At 49.9% G+C, this 22,511-nt stretch carries 20 protein-coding genes; 11 read left to right on the forward strand and 9 right to left on the reverse strand.

Translation table 11 applies throughout. The features are described from left to right. The first annotated feature begins 249 nt into the window (after positions 1 to 249). The 5 genes from ACXIT9_RS09365 (at position 250) to ACXIT9_RS09385 (ending at position 7,247) form a co-directional block, all read left to right on the forward strand. Positions 250 to 3,705, forward strand: coding sequence for an ATP-binding protein (locus ACXIT9_RS09365; protein ID WP_458055968.1), 3,456 nt, complete (start codon positions 250 to 252; stop codon positions 3,703 to 3,705). Then, positions 3,702 to 4,895: a hybrid sensor histidine kinase/response regulator gene (locus tag ACXIT9_RS09370; protein ID WP_458055969.1), complete on the forward strand. Its 1,194-nt coding sequence runs from the start codon at positions 3,702 to 3,704 to the stop codon at positions 4,893 to 4,895. The genes ACXIT9_RS09365 and ACXIT9_RS09370 overlap by 4 nt, the downstream gene beginning before the upstream one ends. Positions 4,896 to 4,897: 2 nt before the next feature. Next, positions 4,898 to 5,533, forward strand: a complete 636-nt coding sequence (locus ACXIT9_RS09375) for an ABC transporter ATP-binding protein (RefSeq protein ID WP_458055970.1) — start codon at positions 4,898 to 4,900, stop codon at positions 5,531 to 5,533. After that, positions 5,530 to 6,774 carry an ABC transporter permease gene (locus ACXIT9_RS09380; protein WP_458055971.1) on the forward strand — a complete coding sequence of 415 codons (1,245 nt, stop codon included), beginning with the start codon at positions 5,530 to 5,532 and terminating at the stop codon, positions 6,772 to 6,774. Before ACXIT9_RS09375 ends, ACXIT9_RS09380 begins: the two co-directional genes overlap by 4 nt. 65 nt (positions 6,775 to 6,839) lie before the next feature. After that, a complete protein-coding gene (locus ACXIT9_RS09385) occupies positions 6,840 to 7,247 on the forward strand; it encodes a hypothetical protein (RefSeq protein ID WP_458056047.1) in 408 nt (135 codons plus the stop codon). Positions 7,248 to 7,376: 129 nt separating this feature from the next. On the opposite strand, the gene ACXIT9_RS09390 is transcribed toward ACXIT9_RS09385, so the two are convergent. Beyond that, complete coding sequence (locus ACXIT9_RS09390; protein ID WP_458055972.1) at positions 7,377 to 8,216, reverse strand: aminotransferase class IV; 840 nt, start codon at positions 8,214 to 8,216, stop codon at positions 7,377 to 7,379. A gap of 54 nt (positions 8,217 to 8,270) precedes the next feature. On the opposite strand from ACXIT9_RS09390, the gene ACXIT9_RS09395 reads away from it, so the two are divergent. Beyond that, positions 8,271 to 8,846, forward strand: a complete 576-nt coding sequence (locus ACXIT9_RS09395) for a MerC domain-containing protein (protein ID WP_458055973.1) — start codon at positions 8,271 to 8,273, stop codon at positions 8,844 to 8,846. 44 nt (positions 8,847 to 8,890) lie between these two features. Further along, on the forward strand, positions 8,891 to 9,334 hold the full coding sequence (locus tag ACXIT9_RS09400; RefSeq protein WP_458055974.1) for a hypothetical protein: 444 nt from the start codon (positions 8,891 to 8,893) through the stop codon (positions 9,332 to 9,334). 174 nt (positions 9,335 to 9,508) lie between these two features. On the opposite strand, the gene ACXIT9_RS09405 is transcribed toward ACXIT9_RS09400, so the two are convergent. From ACXIT9_RS09405 to ACXIT9_RS09420, 4 genes are read right to left on the reverse strand one after another with little or no spacing between them, the layout of a single operon-like run. Beyond that, positions 9,509 to 9,880 carry a DUF6567 family protein gene (locus ACXIT9_RS09405; RefSeq protein ID WP_458055975.1) on the reverse strand — a complete coding sequence of 124 codons (372 nt, stop codon included), beginning with the start codon at positions 9,878 to 9,880 and terminating at the stop codon, positions 9,509 to 9,511. A 25-nt stretch (positions 9,881 to 9,905) separates the two neighbouring features. After that, positions 9,906 to 10,352 carry a c-type cytochrome gene (locus tag ACXIT9_RS09410; RefSeq protein WP_458055976.1) on the reverse strand — a complete coding sequence of 149 codons (447 nt, stop codon included), beginning with the start codon at positions 10,350 to 10,352 and terminating at the stop codon, positions 9,906 to 9,908. Then, positions 10,345 to 11,034, reverse strand: a complete 690-nt coding sequence (locus ACXIT9_RS09415) for an SCO family protein (protein WP_458055977.1) — start codon at positions 11,032 to 11,034, stop codon at positions 10,345 to 10,347. The genes ACXIT9_RS09410 and ACXIT9_RS09415 overlap by 8 nt, the downstream gene beginning before the upstream one ends. 1 nt (position 11,035) lies before the next feature. Continuing rightward, complete coding sequence (locus tag ACXIT9_RS09420) at positions 11,036 to 11,578, reverse strand: CopD family protein (RefSeq protein ID WP_458055978.1); 543 nt, start codon at positions 11,576 to 11,578, stop codon at positions 11,036 to 11,038. Positions 11,579 to 11,641: 63 nt separating this feature from the next. Between ACXIT9_RS09420 and ACXIT9_RS09425 the strand changes: the two genes are divergently transcribed. Beyond that, entirely contained in the window at positions 11,642 to 12,064 is a 423-nt protein-coding gene (locus ACXIT9_RS09425) for a hypothetical protein (protein ID WP_458055979.1), read from the forward strand. Further along, positions 12,051 to 13,064 carry a methylmalonyl Co-A mutase-associated GTPase MeaB gene (gene meaB, locus ACXIT9_RS09430; RefSeq protein WP_458055980.1) on the forward strand — a complete coding sequence of 338 codons (1,014 nt, stop codon included), beginning with the start codon at positions 12,051 to 12,053 and terminating at the stop codon, positions 13,062 to 13,064. The genes ACXIT9_RS09425 and meaB overlap by 14 nt, the downstream gene beginning before the upstream one ends. On the opposite strand, the gene ACXIT9_RS09435 is transcribed toward meaB, so the two are convergent. The 4 genes from ACXIT9_RS09435 to ACXIT9_RS09450 form a co-directional block, all read right to left on the reverse strand. Next, positions 13,036 to 15,480: a TonB-dependent receptor gene (locus ACXIT9_RS09435; RefSeq protein ID WP_458055981.1), complete on the reverse strand. Its 2,445-nt coding sequence runs from the start codon at positions 15,478 to 15,480 to the stop codon at positions 13,036 to 13,038. The two genes, meaB and ACXIT9_RS09435, sit on opposite strands and share 29 nt — an antisense overlap. 123 nt (positions 15,481 to 15,603) lie before the next feature. Beyond that, positions 15,604 to 17,034 carry a chromosomal replication initiator protein DnaA gene (gene dnaA / locus ACXIT9_RS09440; RefSeq protein WP_458055982.1) on the reverse strand — a complete coding sequence of 477 codons (1,431 nt, stop codon included), beginning with the start codon at positions 17,032 to 17,034 and terminating at the stop codon, positions 15,604 to 15,606. Positions 17,035 to 17,133: 99 nt separating this feature from the next. Then, positions 17,134 to 18,072 carry a bifunctional metallophosphatase/5'-nucleotidase gene (locus tag ACXIT9_RS09445; protein WP_458055983.1) on the reverse strand — a complete coding sequence of 313 codons (939 nt, stop codon included), beginning with the start codon at positions 18,070 to 18,072 and terminating at the stop codon, positions 17,134 to 17,136. Positions 18,073 to 18,076: 4 nt separating this feature from the next. Further along, on the reverse strand, positions 18,077 to 18,829 hold the full coding sequence (locus tag ACXIT9_RS09450) for a 5'-nucleotidase C-terminal domain-containing protein (RefSeq protein WP_458055984.1): 753 nt from the start codon (positions 18,827 to 18,829) through the stop codon (positions 18,077 to 18,079). 130 nt (positions 18,830 to 18,959) lie between these two features. Between ACXIT9_RS09450 and ACXIT9_RS09455 the strand changes: the two genes are divergently transcribed. Both ACXIT9_RS09455 and scpA read left to right on the forward strand, forming a co-directional pair. Further along, entirely contained in the window at positions 18,960 to 20,378 is a 1,419-nt protein-coding gene (locus ACXIT9_RS09455) for a methylmalonyl-CoA mutase family protein (RefSeq protein ID WP_458055985.1), read from the forward strand. Beyond that, entirely contained in the window at positions 20,375 to 22,510 is a 2,136-nt protein-coding gene (scpA, locus tag ACXIT9_RS09460; protein WP_458055986.1) for a methylmalonyl-CoA mutase, read from the forward strand. The genes ACXIT9_RS09455 and scpA overlap by 4 nt, the downstream gene beginning before the upstream one ends. The last annotated feature ends 1 nt before the right edge of the window (position 22,511 follow it).

Below are 22,511 nucleotides of genomic sequence, written 5' to 3' on the forward strand. Positions count from 1 at the left end.
CACAAAAATATAAGAATACGGCCTATCACAAAAAGAATTCTTAAGAATATCCTTGTAAATAGCTATAGCTGCATACCAAAAGGGTCCATTTCCGTTAAGTACTGCGCTGTCCTTTGCCCTGTAGGGCCGTATCAGGCCACTAAAATCACCATAGCCCCTACGGTTCTGCACGTCTTATGTAACTACCACTTATTTTGGTATCTTTAACCCGCAGTGCAAAATAGCTCGATCTAAATCCACGTTTCTCCTATGAAACAATCGCTTCTTTACTTGTTCTTATTGTCGATAAGCTTTTTCCCTTCGCAGGGAAAGGGCCAAAGCTTCCACTTCAATCGGCAGCTGAAAGGGATAGAGCTACCTACGGATCATGTTTACGAGGTGGTGCAGGATGACCAGGGGCTTATTTGGATGCATACGAATGCAGGTATTTTTTATTCGGATGGTTTTCGTACCTATGCCCACGAGGTAAATAGAGAGGTTTCGTCTCGGAAACTACTTCAGGACGAAGAAAATGTGCTTTGGTTGGTGGAGCGAGGGGAGCGCTTTCATCTGCACTACTTGCGTGAAGGCATTTGGTATCCGGTACATATTCCAGAGGAGATTGAAACGGAACTCCTGGCGGGATACGCGTCCTTTAAAGTATCGGGGTCCGGTTCGGCTAAGCGCTTAATTCTACATACTGATGCCACCCTAAATATCGCTAAAATCGATGGACATCGCTGGGAGCGCTTTGCCAAGCCGAAGTCGGTTGTCGGCGAGTTGAAGTCCGTCTACTGCTATCGTCATAAACTCGCTTTGTTTTTCGAGCATGCTATTTTTGATTTTCATAGTCAAAAGCTTACGCAGCATACGTTTTCTTCCCCGATACTGCCGGCACCTGTTTTTCAGATGGACTACGATGAAAGTACGGGCAAGTTTTACTACCTTGGTAATGGGTTCTTAGCAGAAGGCAGTGCTTTTTTACATGTAGATCGCCTGTTATTAAAGGACTTTACCCGCAATACCTTTAGTGAAAAGGAGTATTTCGGTCTTCGCGCCCATCAGGGAAAGGTGTTTTTCTTTTTTAACTCTCAGCTACATCAGTTTATTTCTGAACAGGAAGAGTTTATCCACGTAGATGCCACAGATTTTATAAAGGCATACCACATTTTTGATTTTTTAGTTGACCGTGAAAGCATCATTTGGATCGCTACGCATCGGGGGCTATTGAATATTAACTCGTTACGCTTCCAGAACTATACAGCAGGGTATTTTCCGGACGATGAGGTGACGGCCTTGCATCAGCTACCGGATGGAGACCTTTTAGTGGGGTTTAATCACGCGGTGGTGCGCTGGGACATGGAGCAGGAACCGAAGAAATTATTACTTCGTGGCAGTGGGCTGCAGCCCAAGTATCGGGTAACGAATTTTCACGCATGGAAAGAAAATGGGGTTTACTTTTCTTCCGGGCAAGGTGGAGTCGGCTACCTTGATTTAGCCCAAGGGTCTGTTTTGCTTAGCCCTTCACCGAATGCAGACTTTATTACCTCTGTGCATGTGGTAGAGGATGAGCTATTTATATTGGGGAGAAAGAGAGTCTACAGAGCTAGTCCCGGAGATCAGGGAGACCGGCTTTATCGCGAAGATATAACGGACTCTTTACTTCAGACCCTTGACCAGCGATTTGGGTATCTCCGGAAAATCGATAAGCTTCATGACGGTCGGTATATTTTTCTCCAAGGGGGGGAGGGCGTTCAAGTGCCTGCGCTTATATCTGGGGAGAACTTTCTTTGTTTTAATGCCTACAGCTATTTAGAAGAAGGCGATAGCATTCTCCTTGGCACCAGCCGTGGCCTAAAGATTTATAAGGCGGACAGCCTCTATGACTTTTCTTGGAATAGTCAAAAATTCCAAAACCCCGTTTATGCACTCATGCGCGATCGTAATGGCATGCTATGGATGGGTACAGATCGTGGCGTGACTACTTACCGCGAGGGTTCTCTAAGGGTTCTGGATGAAAAAAGTGGCTTAGCCGGATCGGAGGTAAATAGAAGTGCTTTACTGGAGTTTCCAGAAAAAGGAGTTCTTATCGGTACCCAGTTTGGCCTCTCTGTGTACAGAGGGCAAGAAGATGCATTTACCCAGCCTCCACCGCGGGTAAGTATAATCGCTACACGTCTTCCGGATCAGCAGACTGATACTGTAAAGGGAGCTCGTATCCGCAGTACACCCTACTCAAAGAATAATGTATCGATCAGCTATCGCGCTACGAGCTTTTCTCAGCTATCGAATCTGGTTATTCGATATCGACTAGATGGCCTACATAAGGAGTGGCAGGAGCTGATAAATCCGAGGTTAAATGTGCTTTATTTTGATAATTTGCCTCCAGGAACCTATCAGTTGCAGCTACAAGCAGGTTTCGGTAATCAGGTAATATCAGAGATTGTCACTTCGGAGCCTTTCCGGATAAATCCGCCCCTATATCTGACGTGGTGGTTTCTTCTTTTACTATTCTTGTTTACATTAGGATTAGGGATATTGATCGCCAGCTTTTGGAGGCAGTATCGAGATAAAGGCGAGCTGCGCCGTGCGATAGATGAAAAGATAAAGGAAGCCTTCACCATGGAGGAACAGTTTCGAAACGTGTGGAACAGCTCTCGCGATGGGCTACTTCTGTCGATAGAGGGAGGCAAAATCATAGCAGCAAACCCTGCACTAGCGAATTTAGTGGGTCTGGAAGAAAAAACGATTGAAGAGGGATATATTAAAGATCTCTTTACGGATCCCTTCTACTATGAACAGCAGCGGCCGAAAATTCTGTCGCTGATAGAGACGACGAGCAGCCAGTCCGCTACCTTGGAATTACTGATGCCTTTTAAGGCCGGTGAAAAGTTAATAGAGATTTATGCGACACGCTTAAATACCAGTTTTAAAGGGAAGGGTGTTTTGCTGTCTGTATTTCAGGATGTCACCGAGATGCGCGCTTACGAAAGAGGTCTTAAGGACGCCAAAGAGCGAGCAGAAGAGGCGAATCGCATGAAGTCAAATTTTATCTCGAATATCAGTCATGAAATTCGGACCCCGCTGAACGGCATCATGGGCAGTACAGAGTATATCATATCGCAGCGGAAAAAAGATGTGGAACTCTGCCGACAGTTGGAAATAATATTAGAGTCGGGCGAACGTCTGCTACACACGATAAATAGTATTTTAGATTTATCGAAAATCGAAGCCAATAAAGTAGGCTTAGAAATAGAAGAAGTAGAGATAAATGACTTTTTAGCACGGCTGCTGCTGCCCTTAAAGACCTTAGCGATGAATAAAGGTCTACTCGTCTCTACTAAGTATGAAACCCCTCAGCTCAAGGTGACCCTGGACAAACGTTATTTTGCGATGATCGTTAACAATTTAGTGGGAAATGCCATCAAATACTCGGATAAGGGCTTGATTCATATCCGTCTTTATCAGCAGGACAGCCAGTTTATCTTTACTGTAGATGATCAGGGCATCGGGATGAGTGATCACTTTATGGAAAAACTCTTCCAGCCCTTTGAGCAAGAGAGCGTCGGCTACTCCCGCTCCTACGAAGGCACAGGATTAGGCCTGGCGATTACTAAAAATGCTGTACAACTTATGGGCGGAACTATCGACGTATCGAGTAAAAAGGGTGAGGGGACTCGTGTGACGATTCTGCTTCCGGTAAACCAAAATCATACTTTCGCATGAAACCTATACAAATAATCATTACTGAGGATGACTTCGTTTCTGCACTGGTACTAAAAAAAGTATTGCAAGCATCTTCTTATGAGATTATCGGCGTAGCGACCACCGGAGAACAGACCTTAGATATGCTAACCACTAAGCGTCCTGATGTAATTTTAATGGATATTACGCTTGGGGGTGAGCTAGACGGGATTACAACCACTGAAATTATCAATGACCGCTATGGATTTCCTGTTATTTACATCAGCGGACATTCTGACCATGCTACTCTAGAAAAAGTAGTCGGAACTAACCCTGGCGCCTATGTCACCAAGCCTTATGATGAGCGCGAGTTATACATGGTCATCGAACTTACCGTGTCGCGTTACCGGCGAGAACAAGACATGCAGCGCTACAGTCAGGAGCTAGAAGAAAAAGTAAAGGCCCGAACCAAGGCACTCGACAAGGTAAATGCCGAACTAAAGCAAGCGTTAGCGAGAGAGCAGGAGCTGAATGATCTTAAAACAAAAATTGTGTTAAACGTCAGCCATGGCTTTAAAACGCCACTCACCTCTATTCTTTCTTCTTCTCAGTTGATTTCAAAATATGCCGAGTTTGACCATGAGCTGGCGCCCAAGTTCCAGCGTCATGCGGCTCGGATAGAAAAGGCAATTCAGAATTTAAACAATATGCTCAATGGGATGCTGCTGATCGGGAAGTCAGACGAGAAAAAGCTGCGGGCATTGCGCCAGCAGATCCACATGCCGACTTTTATAAGTGAACTGCTCGAAATGGTCAAGTTAGCGCATAACTTTCAAGTGCAGATTTCCGTTAATCAGCAGCATGTGCCAGAATACATCTATTCTGACCTCGACCTCATGCACCAAATCTGCGACAACTTGCTTTCGAATGCACTAAAATACTCACCAGAAGGAGGAGTGGTTACGCTGGATCTGCGTGGAGAGGGAGACCGCCTGTTCATTACCGTCGCGGATAGCGGAATAGGTATTCCCGTTCAAGAGCAGCATAAGCTATTTGAGCGCTTTTATCGGGCCACGAATGTCGGGCTTGTAGAAGGTTACGGACTCGGGCTAGCGATCGTAAAACGCTGCGTGGAGGAGCTTGGAGGCGTAATTTCTTTTCAGTCCGAGGAAGGAAAAGGGACCACCTTTTTCCTGGACCTACCGCAGTCTTTACCCCATTTTAATCCATAAAAATGCTTGTAGAAACGAACCAACTTTCCTTTTCCTACGAAGAAGGCAAGCCCTTTCAGCTGCCAGAGGTGCGCCTGCGTGAGCGCGAGCAGCTGCTGATTTTAGGGCAGTCAGGAAGTGGGAAGACGACTTTATTACATATTATCGGGGGGCTGCTCGCCCCAAAGGCCGGGACAGTCCACATAGCCGGGCAGTCGCTCTACTCCCTGAAGGGCGCGGCGCTGGATAAATTTCGAGGGCAGCATATTGGAATTATTTTCCAAAAACCGCATATTCTAGCTCCGCTTACGGTCATGGAAAACCTGCAAATGGCTAATTTCTTCGGAAAGCGAGCAGGAAATCGAAATGAAACACTTCTTAAAGATCTCGATATCTGGCATAAGCGTGACCAAAAAGTCACCACCCTCAGCGAAGGGGAAGCACAGCGGGTGTCCATCGCCCGGGCATTGGCGAATAGCCCACAGCTGATCCTAGCAGATGAACCGACAGCAAGTCTAGATGATGCGAATGCCGCACGTGTGATCGCCCTGCTGCAGGAGCAAGCCGAAAAACAACAGGCTGCCTTGATCGTAGTGACGCATGATCAGCGGGTGAAGCAACATATTTCCACACAATTAGAAGTAGGAGGTGTTAGATGAATATGTTTAAACTGAGTTGGAAGTACTTGGTGGCCAAGCCGCTCCACACCACCTTAAATATCGTGCTTTTAGCGATGGGGCTGGCCATCATCACGGTGCTGCTCTTAGTTCAGGACCAGTTTGAAGGAAAAATGACCCGAGATGCAAAGGGAATAGACCTCGTCGTGGGGGCTAAAGGAAGCCCGCTGCAGCTAATTCTGTCCAGTATTTACCATATAGATTTTCCCACGGGCAACATAGATCTGGAGGAGGCCCAAAAATTAACCCAAAATCGCTTGGTCAAACAGGTGATTCCTCTCGGACTGGGAGATAATTACCAAGGCTATCGCATCGTGGGAACTAATTATGACTACCTGGCGCTTTATGAGGCAGAAGTGGAGGAGGGAAAACGCTGGGAAAAGCCCTTCGAAATCGTACTGGGAGCTGCTGTAGCTGCTCAGACAGGCCTGAAGATTGGAGATCAGATCATCGGCTCTCATGGCGTGGGCGGCGGGGGACATGCGCATGATGAGCACCCCTACACCGTAGTGGGGATTCTGTCGGTACAGAAAAATGTATTGGACCAACTTATCCTTACGAGCATGGAGAGCGTCTGGTACACCCATGATGAAGAGGAAGAGGGTCAAGGGCACGTGCATGCGAGTAAATTCGATGCTCCCGTGGCTACCACCGGCTTTCCAGATCCCCAGGGAGAATTCCGGGAGGTGACCGCAGTGCTGGTGCAGTATAGAAACCCGATGGCTGCCGTACAGCTTCCCCGGATGATTAATTCCCGCACTAATATGCAGGCGGCTAGTCCGGCATTTGAAGTTGCGCGACTGTTCGAACTTCTAGGCGTCGGCGTTAGCTTGGTACAGGGAATCGCGGTTATTATCGTGGTTATCGCTGGGCTAGGTATTTTCATTGCCCTCTATAACTCTCTAAAAGAGCGCAAGTATGACTTAGCGATCATGCGTACACTGGGCGCCACGGGAGGACAGCTCTTTTTACATATCCTATTAGAAGGGCTTATCCTGACCTTCCTTGGAGCCTTAGTAGGTCTTGGCCTCGGCCACGCCTTTTTGGCCTTGGTGATCAACCAAGTGGACCAAGGTGCCGTTAATAGCCTATCGGCAGGGGTCTTTCTCTTCGAGGAGCTGTATATCCTAGGCTACGCCCTCGGGGTAGGGGTCTTGGCAGCCATCGTGCCAGCCCTGGCAGCTTATCGTACCGATATAGCAGGTCAGCTAACTCGTTCTTAATAGGCTTACGTTTACAACTACCAAAATTTAATATGAAGTATTTTAATTTGTTCTTTATCGTCTCGATGCTGGGGCTGATGGCCCTGCAGGAGGCCGCAGCGCAGTCACCCACTGTATGGCGGGATTTAAGTGCAGTGACGTACCGCATCACTGAAGATGAATTCGGAGAGCTTTATGTGCCCGTCTTTAACGATAAAATCCGAAATTTAGAAGGTAAAGTCGTCGAGGCGGATGGCTACATCATTCCTTTTGAGGGCCTCTTTAAGCCCGAGCACATCATTTTAAGTTCTCTTCCTCTGGCAGAATGTTTTTTCTGTGGTTCTGGTGGCCCAGAGACGGTGATGGAAGCAGAGATGACAAAGGCGGTCAAGTATACCTCCAAAAAGGTGCGCATCCGCGGGACTTTAACCTTGAACGATAGTGATCCAGAGCGGCTCATGTACATCATGAAAAATGCCCAGCTCATCGACTAAGGTATTCGGTTGAAGCGACTAAGACCTGGAAGAAGCTCACATACGTACTTTTTCCAGGCCTTTCTCTTTTCTATTTCTTTTTTTTTGGCCGTAGGCCAAAGTAGACGTACGCGCTGGCTCCCCATTTATTCAGGATTCCTTCACGTGTTCTGCTATCCACCGGGTTTCCATCTGCCGAAAGCGCTCCATCAGGTGACGCGTTACAGGGCCCACACGCCCGTTATTTACTTTTTTGTCGGCCAGGGTAGTCACCGGAAGAATGCGCTTCGTGGTAGAGGTCATAAAAACCTCATCTGCCCGTAGGAGTTCATCTAAGCTGATGGGCCTTTCAGCTACATTTTCCGCCACTCGAATAACCTGTTTTCGCGTGATGCCGTACAGAATATCATGGTTGGGCGTGGAGATGGACCCATCCTTTACAATGAATATGTTACTGCGAGAGCTTTCCGAAATAAAGCCCTCGTGGTAATACAGCACATCTTCTGCACCCGTAGCCTTCCAGTCTCCGCTTAGATACACCGGAAAGGCATAATTCGTCATCTTAATCGTAGCCACCGCCCGCACGTGTGCGATGGGAAGTAATTTCACCCCTTGTATGTACTTAGTAGCATCCGGGAAGAATAAATCTTCATTAAAAATAAAGAGCTGGGACTGCCCTGGGGCAAAATGATTTTCGGAGCGCCCTCCTGTGAGGACGAGACGAATGCCTCCTTCCCGCAGATCGTTTTTGGCGATAAGCGCATAAATGATAGCTGTCAGCTCTTCTTTCGTGTAGGCAAGGGGCAGGCGGGTATGCTGCGCAGAAGTGATGAAGCGATCCAAGTAGTCAGCTAGAAAAAGTGGACAGTAGTCTTGGGTACGTAAAAAATCGAATATACCATACCCGCGAATTACGGAGATGTCACTGGCATGGATACGGGCCTCTTCTACCGGAGCGATTCGGTCTAAGGCAAAGCAGTAGGGCTTCATAAAATTTCGGTTAGAAAGTCAAATATCTTCAGAATTACCTATATTTACAATCGTATGTGGCAAGCTATTAAACAATTTACGTCTAAAACCGCCGATCTGATGGGCATGTCCGCCTCCGTGCTTTGCATGATCCACTGCCTGGCCGTTCCCGTACTGATTTCAGCAGGTTATTTTTTTAACCATGTCGGGGGAGAAGAAACAAGTAGTGCACAAGCAGGCATGGCTGTTCACTCCCACCATGACCATGATCACCATGACCACGACCACGATCACGCGCATCACGACCACGACCACGCGCATCACGACCATGATCACGCAGCGCACAGTCACGCGCATCACGGGCATAGTCATGCCCATAGTCATGGCAGCATGCTTTGGCATGCGCTTGATTATGTGTTTATTCTCATTGCGCTTTTCGCTGTATATAGCGCTACGAAGAAGACACATGCTAAAGGTATAAAAATTACGCTATGGAGCGCTGTTATAGTGTTTTCAATAGGTGTACTCTTACATGACTGGATGCCTGAGATGATATTCGTTTCCCTAGCTGCTTCTTTTGTACTGGTCATCGGGCATTACCTCAATTGGAAACAGCAGGGTGTCTGTGAGGTGGATCACAGTCATTCCTAAGCTTTCTGCTTATTTTTCTAGTTCAATAAACCTATTTACTTCTTATGATATACGTACGTGTTCTAATGGCATTTGGAGTCCTCCTGATGACTCTATGGGCTTGCCAGCCGCAAGCTTCCGTCGAAGAGCAAAAGAAAGCTGAGAATGAGGCACTCCGGGATGAGGTAATCGCCGTGCACGATGAGGTGATGCCGTATATGGATGAGCTGAAAGCGCTGAAGCGCAAAGTGCTCGCGGATGCGGAGTCTGGAGAGGGGTCCCTTTCAGCGGAAGAAGCCGAAGATCTCGCAGCGGAACTAGATGCTGCCTTCGATGGCATGTTCGCTTGGATGCGACAATTTAAAGTGAAAAATGACGACATGAGCCCCGAGGAGGTAGAAGAATACCTGAAGGAACAGATGGCTAAAGTACAGGTAGTTCATGATCAAATTACGCGTGCCCTACAGAAAGGCCGGGCAGCTGCAGGTTCTGATAAAGGAAACTCTTAAGGATTTACCGACCTACCCGTGCATGGTAAGTAACCGGCTGATGCTAGTTCCATTTAAAAAAAGCGGCTTGATATCCTGAGGATAAGCAAGCCGCTTTTTTTTAGCTGTCTTCGCACTGCAGTTGTTTGAGGATACCAACATCCGCAAACTAAGGAATGTAAGCCATTGGTGTAGTTAATCTGTGAATTCTACTACATGCGCATGTACGAAAGTAGTGCGTCGGATGTAAAGCGGTGTAATACTTTTGACGTGCGACTCATTTGTCACATTCACGATCGCACGTGATTTTCCTACTAAATCAGCATTGTCTAGCATGTCTGTATAGGCCATTTGAAGAAGTGCCTTGTTTGAAATCCCTCCGATCCAGAAGATGTAGGTAGCTGTAGAGGAACCGGTCACTTTTTTGACCACAGTAAAATTCTTCTCACTGAGCTCTACATTAGTGGTATTACTGTTTAGGTTGGCCACGATGGCCGTATTCACACCACAGCTACTTAGTCCTAGGAGAAGAACAAGAGCAAATAGAAAGGATAATTGTTTTGTCATGGCTGTTTTTTTAGGTAAAAATTATTTAATCTTTCAGGTATTCCACTACATCGTTCACGTGAATAAGTCCCTCTGAGTGGCCCCAAACATTATAAATGTAGGTGGCTATCTGCGCAATTTCGAGCGGTGTAAGTTGTGGGTTTCCAGGCATAGCGCGGTTATACGTGACGCCATTCACCACGATTTCTCCCTTCAGCCCATGCCGAATCAGGCGAACCGTGCGCGGGATATCTTCCAGCATATAATCCGAAGGGTTTAAGGGGGGAATAACCTTGCCTAGGCCTTTGCCATTCTTCTGGTGGCAGTTGGCACAATGCACCTCATAAAGTGTTTTGCCTTGCACGGCATATTGCATCACTTTCGTGTCGGTAATGGAAGAAAGGCCAATTTCCTTATCGGCCTTACCATCTTTGCGCGAGCAAGCGCTCAGCAGCAAAGTTCCTACAAGCAATGCAGTTAAGAACTTAAGCATTGTCTCCTGTTTTCTTAAGTAGTTTCGGAATGTCTCGGAGTAGCTTATCTACTTGATCTTCACGTGTGCCGTCGTAAATTCCACGAATATGCCCATTCTGGTCGATCAGTACGAAGGCGCCCGAGTGCAGATAGCCTCCTGGCTCATCCTTGTCTTCCATGGCAGTGGTCAGATAGGAAGTCTGTCCGATTTCAAAGATTTTTTCTTGGTCTCCTGTTAGAAAATGCCAAGTGCGCGTGTCCTCCACACCCAAATCAGCAGCAAACTGGGCCAGCAGCTCCACGGTGTCATGCTCTGGATCGATGCTATGGCTCAGGATTTTAAAATCTGGTTCATCACCGAAGGCTTCGTAAACGCGTAGCATTTGTGTTTTCATGATCGGGCAGATCGTCGGGCAGGAAGTGAAAAAGAAGTCTGCCACATAGACTTTGCCGTCTACGGTAAAATTATCCACCCGCTCTCCAGCCTGATTCAAGAAACTGAAATCCGCTATTTTATGATAAGCAGTGTCTGTGACTGTTTTGCCCTCCATTTCGAAGGTGTCGATGGTCTTTTGTCCTAGAAAAGGCAGTTCTTCAGCCTCCTCTTTACTTTCCCTTTGGGTCTCGCCCCCACAGGCGACCAGGCTGAGAAAGAGGAATCCCATGAAAAACGGATGGAGGAATTTAGCGTGTATATTCATATCAACTTGTTTTTTTTTCGCGAATACGGCGGTAAAGGGTGATGCCAAGCATAAGCAGGGCGCCCAGCGCAAAAAGCCCGACGATCCCCCAAACCATGCTGGCGAGATTTTTTAAGACGATGAGAAAAACGATCGCAAACAAGAAAAGTGTCGCCACCTCATTCCATATTCTTAACTGATTTGATGTGAATTTAGTTGCACCTACCTGTAGCTGCTTGTAGAGGAGATGACAGAGGAAGTGATAGACGTAAAGCAGCAGAACGAAAGCCAGCTTGGCATGCATAAAGCCCAGCTGCATATAGCCCCAGCGGTAACCTAGTGTCCAAAATCCGAAGATAAGCGTTAGGATAGCGGAGGGCCAAGTGATGCCGAGCCAGAGGCGCTTAGCCATCAGGGCGAACTGTGGGCTGAGGATCGCACGTTCGGCAGCAGGTTTTTCGTAGGCCTCCGTCTGATAGATGAAAAGGCGCACGATGTAAAAGAGGCCGGCGAACCAGGTGACGATGAAAATGATGTGTAATGCTTTGATATATTCGAAGGCCATATCAATTTTTCTGCTAAATTAGGGTTTAAATCTGAAACTAACCCGAATTTCGGCCACTATCCCATGAAGACCTTTTTAAAACTAGTCTTGTTTTTAGCTGCCTTGTTGCTGCTTTATAACTTGTATCTGGCCTTACATCAGGCTGGTCCTCAGGATTTAGTGACGCAGTTCGAAGAGATGGACCGCTATCGAAACGAGAATAATACGGGGCCTGTCTTGCGTATTTATACGGTGAAAATAGACCGAGAGGATTTTAAGGATATGCAGCGCTATGGGGACTTTATGCCGCACACGAAATATGGGAAAACCATCGTTTTTTTCTTCGATGAGCAGATGCCCGTCCAAGTAAAGGCACTAGCGGCTTATCCGCACATTGAATTACAGCTTCAGCCTTTCTGTATCGCTAAGTATGAAAAAGATGGCATGGGGCAGGTGCGGTTTCAGTTAAACCCTTTTGAAAAGATAGATTTGAATGCGCAGAAATAGATTGTCGGCCTCGGCTTACGTATCGGGAGTTTTAGCGGGAGATCGTGTCGTGCTTAGCCGTGCGATTACGTTAATTGAAAGTACCTTACAGCGGGACCGGCAGCTGGCAGAGGAAGTGATGCAGGAGGTGCTCCCCTACAGTGGCCGCTCTCTGCGTGTAGGCATCACCGGGGTGCCCGGGGTGGGGAAGTCCACCTTCATCGAGCGCTTCGGTCTGCAGCTCATCGAGCAGGGCTACAAAGTCGCCGTGCTGGCGGTGGATCCGAGCAGCCAGCAGACTGGAGGCAGTATTTTGGGGGATAAAACCCGTATGGAACGCCTTAGTCAAGATAAGCGGGCCTATATTCGGCCCAGCCCTTCCGGAAGTACGCTGGGAGGAGTCAGTGCCCGGACTCGGGAGGCGATGCTGCTCTGCGAAGCGGCAGGATTCGACGTCATTTTAATCGAAACGGTCGGCGTAGGCCAGTCTGAAATCGCGGTAAAAGGCATGGTGGACTTCTTTTTACTTCTTATGTTAGCCGGAGCTGGGGATGAACTACAGGGGATTAAAAAGGGGATCATCGAAATTTGCGACGCGTTGATTATTAACAAGGCCGATGGTGAAAATGCGGCTTTGGCCAGGCGTGCCCGACGGACCTATGCGAATGCGCTCCACCTATTTCCCCCGAAGGAGAATGGCTGGACCCCCGAGGTTAGCACCTGCTCAGGACTTTCTGGGGAGGGTTTAGCGGCTATCTGGGACATGGTGCTCCGTTTCGAGCGGCACACACGTGCGAATGGCACCTTTGAGCGGCAGCGTGCGCTGCAAAGAAAAACATGGATGCGGGAGCATATCACCTACCTGCTCCATCAGGCTTTTTATGACAATCCGCGCGTACGCAGTCAGCTTTCCGCCGTGGAGGCTGATGTAGCAGCTGGAACGGTGTCTGCCATCGCCACTGCACGAACCCTGGTCGAGTGTTTTCGGGAGGCTAAAAATGGACCCGAAAAGCCAGTGTGACATTGCGCCCCGGCGCCACCAACCCAGAACTGTAGGGGCGGTACTGCAGGTCCAACAGGTTTTCTACCCCTGCCGTGAGCTGATAAGGCTTGGCGATTTGCCACATAAACTTGAGGTTCCAGGTACTCCAACTTGGCGAAAATAGCTGGCCATTTTCATCTCGTACGTAAAGGGCTGGCTTTTGGCGCTCCTCCTCTGCCAGGCGCTCGAAGGGCACTGCCGCGCTGTACTGTAGATACAAGATACCCGTAAAGGCCTTGTTTTGGTAGCGCAGCTGGCTTTGGCCGAAGGCCGGTGCCGCATGTCGAGAGGCACTCACGCTGCCATCTTCCAGCTCTTCCTGACCTCGCTGGAAGTTATAGCGGGTAGTTAGGGTCAGGCCCCTGGCCAAAAGGGCCTCAAATCCCAAGTGAAAACCCCACACACGTCCAAAGGCTGCATTTTGTAGCGCTAAAATACGGCTGAGCACGCCATTAAACAGGATGCTGTCCTGCCCCGCGATCTGAAAGGGGCGGCGCACGATGGCTGCATCTAGGTAGGTGTAGTAGGAGGTGAAGTCTAATTTTAGCCAGTCACCGAGCACCTTCGATGCATGCAGTTCGGCATTATAGGCGTATTCTGCATTCAGGCTGGGGTTCGGAACCACGACCTCTCCGCCCACAAAATCAAAAATTTTTCCGATGTCATCTAGGTTGGGCGCACGAAATCCGGTGCTCAGCGTACCGCTCAGCGTCCAGCTATCGTTCGGCATCCAAATTAAACCAGCACTTCCTGTGGTGGCTTGCTTCTGCAGGCTGCTCTGCTCGAAATCAAAAGGGAAAAAGGCCAACTGCCGTCTAAAATCCGCTTCAATGCCGAAGCCTCCGTGGCGGATTCCTGCCTGTAGTATCCAGCGTTCTCGCAGTGTCCAGCGGTAGTTTAAGTAGGCAGCATAACTGGTCCAGGTGCCTTGTGGATAACGATCAGGCACAGCGATCGGGCTGCCATCACGAATATCGATCGCGCTACCGGCGGAGCTCACGGTATTCCAGATGTATTCTAGGCCGTAAAACAACTGCCGCCGTCCCCAGCTTTTTTCTGCGTCTACCTGAGTGGATAGGGCATTTACTTCTTCTAAGTTACTGCGTAAACGAAAGCGCTGCCCTCCAGAAAAATTTCTGTTGATGCGAGACTCTTCGAAATACTGATGGGCCACGCGGACGGCCAGCTGATCATAAAATGTGTTTTGACCCTGATGAAGGGCGCTCAGTACGTGCATGTGCCAGCGCTGTGGTCCATAGCGCCAGTCTGCGGAGCGTGGGCTGCCATCTGCCTGCGTCTCGATTAGGCGATCATAACGAGGGAAATCTCCGGTTTCGGAAAAATGAAAGGCATATTCCAGATCCCAATCGGCATGGGGCTGATAGCGTAACTTCTGCATAAAGTTAAACTGTTCGTAGCTGGTGGGGCGCTGGACGAGTGGATCAGGGTTTTCTACGATGCGGTCCTCACCATCGATGCGCTGAACGAAAAAGGGGCGTAAGTATTCGGGTCGGCCTCCTCTTCTGCCCATGCGCAGATCCCCGAAGCGGTTATGGGTGAAGCTGCTGAGGGCGGCCCATTTTTTTCCAGCGAGCTGTACCTGAGCGTGGCTGCGCAGGTGCCCGTTAGCAGATGCCGTGCCTAGCTCTGCGGCACCACTTACGTATAGGGTGTCGGAAGTACTGAAGGTGGGGCGTAGGGTCTGAAAGCTCATGACCCCACCGATGGCATCGCTGCCATATAAAACGGCTCCAGGACCGAATAAGACTTCCGTGCTTTGGATGGATAGGGGGTCTAAAGAAATGACATTGTGCAGGTTGCCTGATCGGAATATCGCGCTATTCATACGGATGCCGTCCACGGTGTAGAGCAGTCGATTAGCCGAGAAGCCGCGGATCATCGGGCTGCCACCACCCTGTTGGCTCTTTTGGATAAACACTTCGCCACTGGTTGCCAACAGGTCTGCGGCGGTCTGCGGCTGCAGGAGGGCACGATCTTCGGGGCTGATTTGCGTGATCTTTGCTGGCACGGAGCGGGCACTACTGCGCCAGCGGGTAGCCGAGACCACATAGGTTTCGAAAGCCTGAACGATGGGGTCTAGGTAAAGGATAAACTCCGCGGCAGCAAGCTCGGAGTAGCTCACACTTTTTTCGCGGTAGCCCATTTGGCGTACATCTATCTGGACGGCGCCGCGGAAATCACGCAGCGACACCTGTCCCATTTCATCGCACTGGGCGATGGCCTGGGGGTCGGTGGAGCGAAGGGTCGCAAAAGGCACTGGCTGCTGGTTGCCTGCCTCCAAGACACGTAAGGTCTGGGCATAGGATCTCGTGGCTAAGGGTGCCAAAAGAACCCCAAAGAGGAGGAAGCTACGGTAGAAAATCAGTAATTTCATGTGCTAGCCGGTAAACGATAAGACGAAATTAACCGAAATAGCAGACGCGGCTAATCCTATTTTAACGGCAGCAAGTTCTAGGGATAAGCGGTGTATCTACACCCTTCTTAGCGCTGACATGGGCTAATAGGCCCGAATCTTAAATTTTTTCTTTAACTCGGTGACGGTAACTTTGGTGGTATTATCCGAATCGAGTAAATCATTAATTGCCGTTACAGCATGAATGACGGTGCTATGATCGCGCCCACCAAAATGATAGCCGATCGATTTTAAGGAGTGATTGGTAAATTCCTTTGAAAAATACATGGCAATCTGTCGGGCCAGTACGATTTCCTTTTTCCGCGTTTTGGCTTTTAGGTCCTCCACCTTTAAATCGAAATAGGCGGCTACTGTTTTTTGAATCATATCGATGCCCACTTCTGTCTCGATGTCCTTGACGATGTTTTTCATGATGCTTTTGGCCAGGGCCAAATCAATCTCCACACGGTTTAAGGACGCATGTGCGATGAGCGAAATCATAACCCCTTCCAGCTCACGTACATTTGTGTCCACGGTATGTGCCAAGTACTCGACCACATCATCGGGAATAAAAATGCCTTCAGCTTCCATTTTTCGCCGAATGATGGCCACGCGCGTTTCGAAGTCTGGCATCTGCAGATCTGTCGTCAATCCCCATTTAAAGCGAGAAAGTAAACGTTCCTCTAGTCCCTTTAAATCTTTTGGAGGACAGTCGGAGGTCATGATGATCTGCTTTTTGCTCTGGTGCAGGTGGTTGAAGATATGGAAAAACATCTCCTGCGTCTTATCCTTTCCAGCTAGGAACTGGATGTCATCGATGATGAGAACATCCACCTGCATGTAAAAATTAGTGAAGCTTTTCAAGTTTCCCTCCTTAATAGAGTCCATAAACTGGTTTACGAACTTTTCAGAAGAAACATAGAGGACGAATTTGTCTATAGGCCCGTTTTTTATTTCGTTGCCAATGGCCTGCACCAGGTGGGTCTTGCCGAGTCCCACACCTCCATAAACCATGAGCGGGTTAAAGGAGGTGATGCCTGGTTTACTGGCTACTGCGTACCCGGCAGAGCGCGCTAAGCGGTTACAGTCGCCTTCGATGTAGGAGTTGAACGTGTAATTCGGATTCAGGTTGGACTGCAGCAGCTGATCCTGCTGCAGGCTCTGCATGTCAAAAGGGCTTTTTCCCCCTTCTTTTACACCCGTATTCATAGCGTGTTTCTGGGCGCCTGCTTGATTCCCTTGGGGGTAGCTTACCGTGTAGGCTTGGTTTTGGGCATTGCCTTTATCCACTACTACGGCATATTCCAGCCTGCCCTGTGGTCCTAAAGTCGTCTTTATAGCCAACTTAAGTACTTCCACATAATTATCCTCGAGCCATTCGTAAAAAAACTGACTGGGCACGCGGATAGTAAGGCTACTGCCTTCTAGGCGCACAGGTTCTATCGGCTTAAACCAAGTCGAAAAACTCTGTGCGTTAATATGCTGCTCGATAATCTTCAAGCAGGCATTCCATACTGCATTCGCCTCTGAACTCATTTACTTAGGTATAAAAAAAGGAGTGTACACGCGGTATCACTTGCACTTTACGTGAAGAAAGGATTTCAAAATTGGGTAAATTTGTTGGAAATAAAAAATCTAAACCGTCTTGACTTTTTCATTAATATCCACATAGCCAAAGTCTTTAGCGAGCACTTTCCCTGCGGTATTTTTGCTGTAGTACAGGTGTCCGGCGCGTAAGGCCGCCGTACCCGCTTGGGTAACCAGACAGTTACCTCCATCGGGGCGTATCACCGGCACTGGACGCTCCAGGAAGGTATGTGTATGCCCTCCGATAATCAAGTCGATGCCGGGTACGCGTGCTGCCAACTTCAGATCGTCTATTTTTTCGCCATTATAGCGGTGTCCGAGGTGCGAAAGGCAGATTATCAGATCACAAGACTGCCTACGCAGTTCGCTGACGATTTCTCGCGCCACCGCTACCGGATCCAGATAGCGTGTCTGGCCATAGTTTTTTTCGCCTACTAAACCAGCCAACTCGATACCCACACCGAAAATCCCTACTTTAAGTCCACCTCGTTTTACGATCTTATAGGGCTTAAAAGCATCTTTTAAAAGCGTACGTGAGAAATCGTAATTCGCGCAGAGAATATCGAAGTTCGCATGTTCGAGCTGCTCATAGAGTCCTTCGAGGCCATTATCAAATTCATGGTTGCCGAGGGTACTCGCATCGTAACCCATGCGACTCATCAGCTTGAGCTCGAGCTCTCCCTTATATACATTAAAATAAGGCGTGCCCTGAAAGAAGTCACCGGCATCTAAAAGTAGTAGGGCTTCATTTTCGTCGCGATAACTTTCCACAAGGGCTGCCAGACGTGTCATGCCGCCCTTGCCTGCATTTCTGCCTCCGTCCATCGGGAAGGGGTCGATACGAGAGTGCATGTCGTTTGTATGCAGTAGGTGCAAGCCTAAGGCACGTGTTGTGGGTGAAGCCACTGCCTCTAAGGCGCCGAGTCCGGCGAGTCCGAGGCCTGTACCTGTTAGGAGGGACTGTCTGAGAAATGCTCTTCTGTTCATGGGTTTAACGGTGTACTTGACGGTTTTCGATACTTGCGGTGATAGGTTCTCCCTGTGCGGTGCGCGCTTCGATCCGCTCGATAAGCAGCTCCCGCAGGGTAAGGCTGGTTTCTTCCAGGCGCTTTAGTGGCACGAGAAATTCCATATAATCTCCCCCATTCGCGATATAATCATTCGCCGCGATCCGGTACTTTTTTCCAGAATCTAACGCTTTTCCGCCCACACGAATATCCGTCACACGGCCCCCTTCACTGCGAATTTCCATACCCGAAACAGAAATGTTTTGGCGCTGTGCCGCGAAAGCCGCAAGGGCTTCCACTGCCGCCTGATCTGCTTCTAAAATCACCAAATAATTATCAAAGGGAGAGAGTTCGAATACATGTCCAAGGTTTATAGGTCCCGCAGGCAGATTACTCCGCATGCCCCCATTATTCATCAAGGAGATGTCTACGGGCATTCCCATTTTTTCTGCTGTGTAGGAAGCCTGTAGATCCGTGACGAGGTTGCCAAGGGCATTTTCCCCCCTTCCGCGCACGATTTCTTCGGGGCTCTCTCCCAGCACGCGTGCCATTTCACGCTCCATTTGCATGCGGTAAGGAACGACAAAAGCCTCTATTTCTGCCAGAATAGGCATTTCTTCAGCCAACTCGATAAATTCGAAATCAGGACTTTTTACCAGCGGGCTGGCGCAAGATAAAGCGATAAAGAGCGCCAAGAAAGGCAGCCGAGTATACAAGAATTTAGCAGATTGAGCCATTTATTTCGTGGGCTTGAGTCGGTTTTAACTGGATTTCGCTGTATTTTTGAAAGACTTAGTCGAATACCGCGCCCCAAATATACAGCATGCGGGGCGTTTTGTTCGGGAAAAAAAGTAAAAATAAGCCACCATGAAACATAACTTGTTCGAAGCCTTTCCTCCGCTAAGTAAAGCGGACTGGATCGCGCAGATCAACAAAGACCTTCGAGGGAAGCCTTTTCAGGAGACGCTGGTGAGCCAGACGCGCGAAGGTTTGGTCATCGCCCCAGCTTACACTGCAGAAGATATCGAGTATGCCTACTGGGCAAAGGCCTTTCGCTACCGCAGCCAGCAGGATGTGACAGCGCTCGGCTACAGCCCTCGCCACTGGACGACGGTAGCACAGCAGCGCATTCAGCCTGGCGAAGAAGCCACCGCGAATAAACGTCTGCTTGAGCAGCTCCAGCAAGGAGTGGATGGCTTGCATCTCCAACTAAGCGCGGAGGTGGATTTCGAGCTCCTGTTTTCCGGTGTTGGCTTGCCGTACATCTCGGTGTACTTGGCTCCTGAGGGCGATCCGGTGGCCCTTCTGCGCCACTTTCTCCGCTATGCAGACCAGGCTGGCTGCACCACGGAGCAGCTTCAGGGCGGAATGCTATACGATCCAGTGGCGGTGGCGCTGCGGGTGCAGCAAAGCCGCTCAGATGCCTTGAAGACCTTTTTAGCGCTAACCGAGTTAAGCGTTCCCTTTCCTCATTTTTATGGGGCTTGCGTGGACTTTCAGGCCTACCATTCGAGTGGTGCGAACGCCATTCAAGAGACGCTTTATGCGCTAGCAGGCTTCCAAGACCTTTTGCTTCAGGCGGAGGAGAAGGGGTATGCCCTGGGTCCGCTGGCTCGTCAGGTGTTTTTGCGCGGCAGCGCGGGGGCCCATTACTTTCCTGAAATCGCTAAAATACGTGCGCAGCGGATCCTGTTTCAGAGCCTTTTGGCCTTAGCAGATGTGGCTGTCAGCAGCGAGGAGGTGCATCAGTATGTCGCAAGCAGCTATTGGACGAAGACGCGGCGGGATGTATACACAAACATGCTGCGGAACACGACCGAAGCGATGGCGGCCCTCTTAGGGGGTGCGAATGCGCTGGAGGTTTTGCCCCATACCGTGGCGAAGGCTGAGGCCAGTAATTTTGATTTGCGCATGGCGCGCAATATTTCTTCGATTTTACGAGATGAGAGCTACTTAGATAAGGTGGTAGACCCATTAGCCGGTGCTTATCTGATCGAAAACCTGATCGAGCAGCTCTGTAGGGAGGTGAAAAAGCAGTGGGAGGCGCTTGAGCAAAAGAGAGGCTGGTGGGAGGCGTACACGTCAGGAACCCTGCAGGCGGCAGTGCGTCAGGCACGGGTTTCGGTACAGGAGGCGGTGGCTTCCGGGCAGCAGGTGATGGTCGGGGTGAATCGCTACACCCAAGAGGAGGCATTCGAGCCGGAAGGGTCGGTGGAAGAGGCTGCTTGGCAGCTTTTGCCCGCCAGGGCCAGTAGTTTAGTAGAACATAAAGCAGCAGAAGGATGAAATCGATACAACATTTACAGCCCATACAGGCAGAGGGACCTGCATTTTCTTCCCAGGCGGACTGGGTGACCGCCGAGCAGATCGCCGTTCCGGCTCGTTTCGAGGAGGCTCCCTTACTGGAACTTCCTCATTTGCAATTCAGTGCGGCGGGGATTGCGCCCTATCTGCGGGGGCCTTACAGCACGATGTATGTGATGCGCCCCTGGACGATTCGGCAGTATGCTGGCTTTTCCACGGCGGAGGCCTCGAATGCCTTTTATCGGAGGAATTTGGCCGCGGGCCAAAAGGGTCTATCTGTGGCTTTCGATCTGGCCACGCATAGGGGCTATGATTCAGATCATCCGCGGGTGACGGGGGATGTAGGTAAAGCGGGTGTGGCGATCGACTCGATTTTGGATATGAAGATTCTCTTTGACCAGATTCCGCTTGATCAGATGTCGGTGTCTATGACCATGAATGGAGCGGTGATTCCGGTGATGGCCTTTTATATCGTGGCGGCGGAGGAGCAGGGGGTCCGACAGGAGCTGCTAAGTGGCACGATCCAAAACGATATTTTGAAGGAGTTTATGGTGCGGAATACGTATATCTATCCGCCGCAGCCTTCGATGCGGATTATCGCTGATATTTTTTCATATACCTCGAGGCATATGCCGAAGTTCAATAGCATTTCCATTTCCGGTTATCACATGCAGGAGGCGGGCGCTACGGCGGACATCGAGCTGGCCTATACCTTAGCGGATGGTCTGGAGTATCTGCGGACAGGTATCGCTGCGGGTCTGGATGTCGATGACTTCGCTCCGCGCTTGAGCTTTTTTTGGGCGATCGGCATGAATCACTTTATGGAGATCGCTAAGATGCGCGCCGGGCGCCTGCTGTGGGCTAAAATCGTCAAGCAGTTCAACCCTAAAAGCGAGAAGTCCCTAGCGCTGCGCACGCACTGCCAGACTTCGGGCTGGTCGCTGACGGAGCAGGATGCTTTTAATAATGTGACGCGCACGGCGGTGGAGGCCATGGCAGCGGCGCTGGGGCATACGCAGTCGCTGCATACGAATTCTTTCGATGAGGCGATCGCTTTGCCGACGGATTTTTCTGCGCGGATCGCACGTAATACGCAGCTGTACTTGCAGGATGAGACGGGAATTTGTCAGTCGGTGGATCCTTGGGGTGGGTCCCATTATGTGGAGTATCTGACGGCTTCGCTGGTGGAGCGCGCTTGGACGCTCATAGAGGAGGTAGAAGCTTTAGGGGGCATGGCGAAGGCCATCGAGGCGGGCATACCGAAGATGCGTATCGAGGAGGCGGCCGCGCGTAAGCAGGCTCGTATCGATAGTGGCAAGGATGTGATCGTAGGGGTGAATCGCTTTTTAGCCGATGAAGAGGCGGCCTTCGATATTATGGAGGTGGATAATGACGCCGTGCGGACTTCACAGCTGGCGCGTTTAGCGCAGTTACGTGCTGAGCGCGATGGTGAGGCGGTAGCGGCGGCATTAGCGGCGATTACGGAAAGCTGCCGATCTGGGGAAGGTAATTTATTGGCTTTGGCTGTGGATGCTGCGCGGAAACGTGCTACCTTAGGGGAGATTTCGGACGCTATGGAGCAGGTTTTCGGTCGTCATCAGGCGACGGTAAAATCCATTTCTGGTGTATATAGCGGTGAGGCTAAGGCCGATAAGGGCTTCCAGGAGGCGCAGGCGCTGGCAGATAAGTTCGCCGCGTTAGAGGGTCGCCGTCCACGGATTATGGTGGCTAAAATGGGTCAGGATGGACATGACCGCGGGGCAAAGGTTATCGCGACGGGGTTTGCTGACCTGGGTTTCGATGTAGATATCGGGCCTTTATTCCAGACACCCGAGGAGGTGGCGGCACAGGCTGCGGAGAACGATGTGCACGTGGTGGGAGCGTCATCTTTGGCCGCAGGCCATAAGACCTTAATCCCCCAGCTGATTCAGGCGTTAAAGGATATCGGTCGGGAAGACATCATGGTGATCGCGGGTGGGGTGATTCCTCCGAAGGATTATGATTTCCTCTATCAGGCAGGGGTGGCCGCGGTGTTCGGCCCGGGGACGGTGCTGTCGAAGGCGGCAGTGCGGATCCTGGAGCAGCTCATGCAGGAGGAGGAAGTAGACGAATAAG

This window comes from Nitritalea sp., from assembly GCF_054166705.1.